Source organism: Pseudonocardia pini (assembly GCF_013870575.1).
Lineage (GTDB): Bacteria > Actinomycetota > Actinomycetes > Mycobacteriales > Pseudonocardiaceae > Pseudonocardia > Pseudonocardia pini.
Genome location: NZ_JACBXB010000989.1, coordinates 1 through 1682, shown reverse-complemented (window position 1 = coordinate 1682; position 1682 = coordinate 1). Strand labels below are relative to the sequence as shown.

At 73.7% G+C, this 1682-nt stretch carries 2 protein-coding genes; both read right to left on the bottom strand.

Annotated elements, in window-relative coordinates:
• Positions 1-3: 3 nt before the first annotated feature.
• Positions 4-1230, bottom strand: coding sequence for an LLM class flavin-dependent oxidoreductase (locus H5J29_RS31695; RefSeq protein ID WP_181784603.1), 1227 nt, complete (start codon positions 1228-1230; stop codon positions 4-6).
• Positions 1231-1336: 106 nt separating this feature from the next.
• A partial coding sequence (locus H5J29_RS31690; RefSeq protein ID WP_281376154.1) for an FAD-binding oxidoreductase occupies positions 1337-1682 on the bottom strand: 346 nt, incomplete at its 5' end.

The window sequence follows — 1682 nt, the reverse complement described above, 5'->3', positions numbered from 1 at the left end:
CCGTCATCGCGCGCCCGCCAGGACGTCGGCGTCGAAGCCCGGGGCGAAGGCGCCCGGGTGCTCGGCCTGCAGGCCGCCCCGCTGCCCGGTCGCCTCGCGGTGCGCGAGCTCCTGGCGGACCAGCGGCAGCACCGAGCGGCCGTACTCACGGGCGTCGGCGAGGGTGTCGTAGCCGCGGATCGACACCAGGTCGGCGCCGACGTCGATGTAGTCGACGATCGCGGCGGCGACCGTCTCCGGGGTGCCCACCAGCGCGGTGGAGGCGCCGCCCGCGTTGGTGACGGCGGCGGTGCGGGTCCACAGTGCCCGGTCGTAGACCTCGGAGCGGGAGGCGAACTCCAGTGCCCGCTGCGACCCGACGTTCTGCGGCGCACCCTTGCCGACCAGGTACTGCTTGCCGTAGGCGGCCCGCTCGAAGGTGCGGCCGATCCGCTCGGCGTAGTCGTAGGCCTTGCGCCAGGCCAGCTCGTCGGTGCGGGCCACGATCGGGCGGAAGGTGACCCAGATCCGCTGCCGCGAGCGGCCCGCGGCGTCGGCGATCGCGTGCACCCGCTCGATCTGGGCGCGGATGTCGGCGAGCGGCTCGCCCCAGAAGCTGAAGACGTCCGCCTGCCTGCCGCCGATCTCGAAGGCCTCGTCGGACTGGCCGCCGATCGAGATCGGGATGGTGTCGCCGTAGGGGCGGAAGCCGGGTCCGAAGTCGTCGAAGCGGTAGAACTCGCCGGCGTGGCTGAAGGACCCCTCCTCGGTCCACGCCCGACGCAGCAGGCCGATGAACTCGCTGGTCCGGGCGTAGCGACGCTCCTTCGGCAGGTAGTCGCCCTGCCGGGCCTGCTCGGCGTCGTTGCCGCCGCTGATCAGGTGCACCACCGCGCGGCCCTCGGTGAGCTGGTCGAGCGTCGCCAGCTGCTGGGCCACGACCAGCGGGAACGCCGTGTTCGGCCGGACCGCCACGATCGGCCTGATCCGCTCGGTGAGCTGACCGACGGCCGAGGCGACGACGAACGAGTCGGCGCTGCCCGAGCCGTAGGGCAGCAGCGTGTAGTCGTAGCCCGCCTCCTCCAGGGTGGCGACGTAGCGGCGGAAGTAGGCGAGGTCGATCCCGCGGCTCGGCACGGGCTCGAGCTCGGTCGACGGGTTGAGGTGCGACAGGCTGATGAACTCGGCGCGCCGGGCGGCGGTGGGCGGGACGGTGCGGTCGGAGCCGGGCGTCTGGGTCGGCACGCTCATGGGTCATCTCCTGTGGAACGGCGGGTGGGCGCGGTGCGGTGGGGCGCACGCCGTCGGGCGCCCGTGGAACGGTTCGGGTGCGGGCTCGGCCGCGACGACGCCGTGTCTAGAGCGCCTTCCCGGGGTTGAGCACGTGGTGCGGGTCGAAGACCGCCTTGAGGTCCTGCTGCAGGTCGAGCACGTCGGAGCCGAGCTCGTCTCGCAGCCAGCGGCGCTTGAGCAGGCCCACGCCGTGCTCGCCGGTGAGCGTGCCGCCGAGCCGCAGGGCGGTGGTGAACAGCTCGCCCGCGGTGGCCCAGACGTCCTCGTCCAGCTCCCGGCCGGGCTCGAGGACCAGGATCGGATGCAGGTTGCCGTCCCCGGCGTGGGCCATCGTCGCGATCCGGATCCCGCTGCGCCGGGAGATCGCGCCGATCGCCGCGACCGCCTCGGGCAACCGCGACCGCGGCACC

Coding starts and splice junctions, on each gene's coding strand:
- H5J29_RS31695 (WP_181784603.1), bottom strand. CDS start 1,230: ATGAGCGTGCCGACCCAGACGCCCGGCTCCGACCGCACCGTCCCGCCC.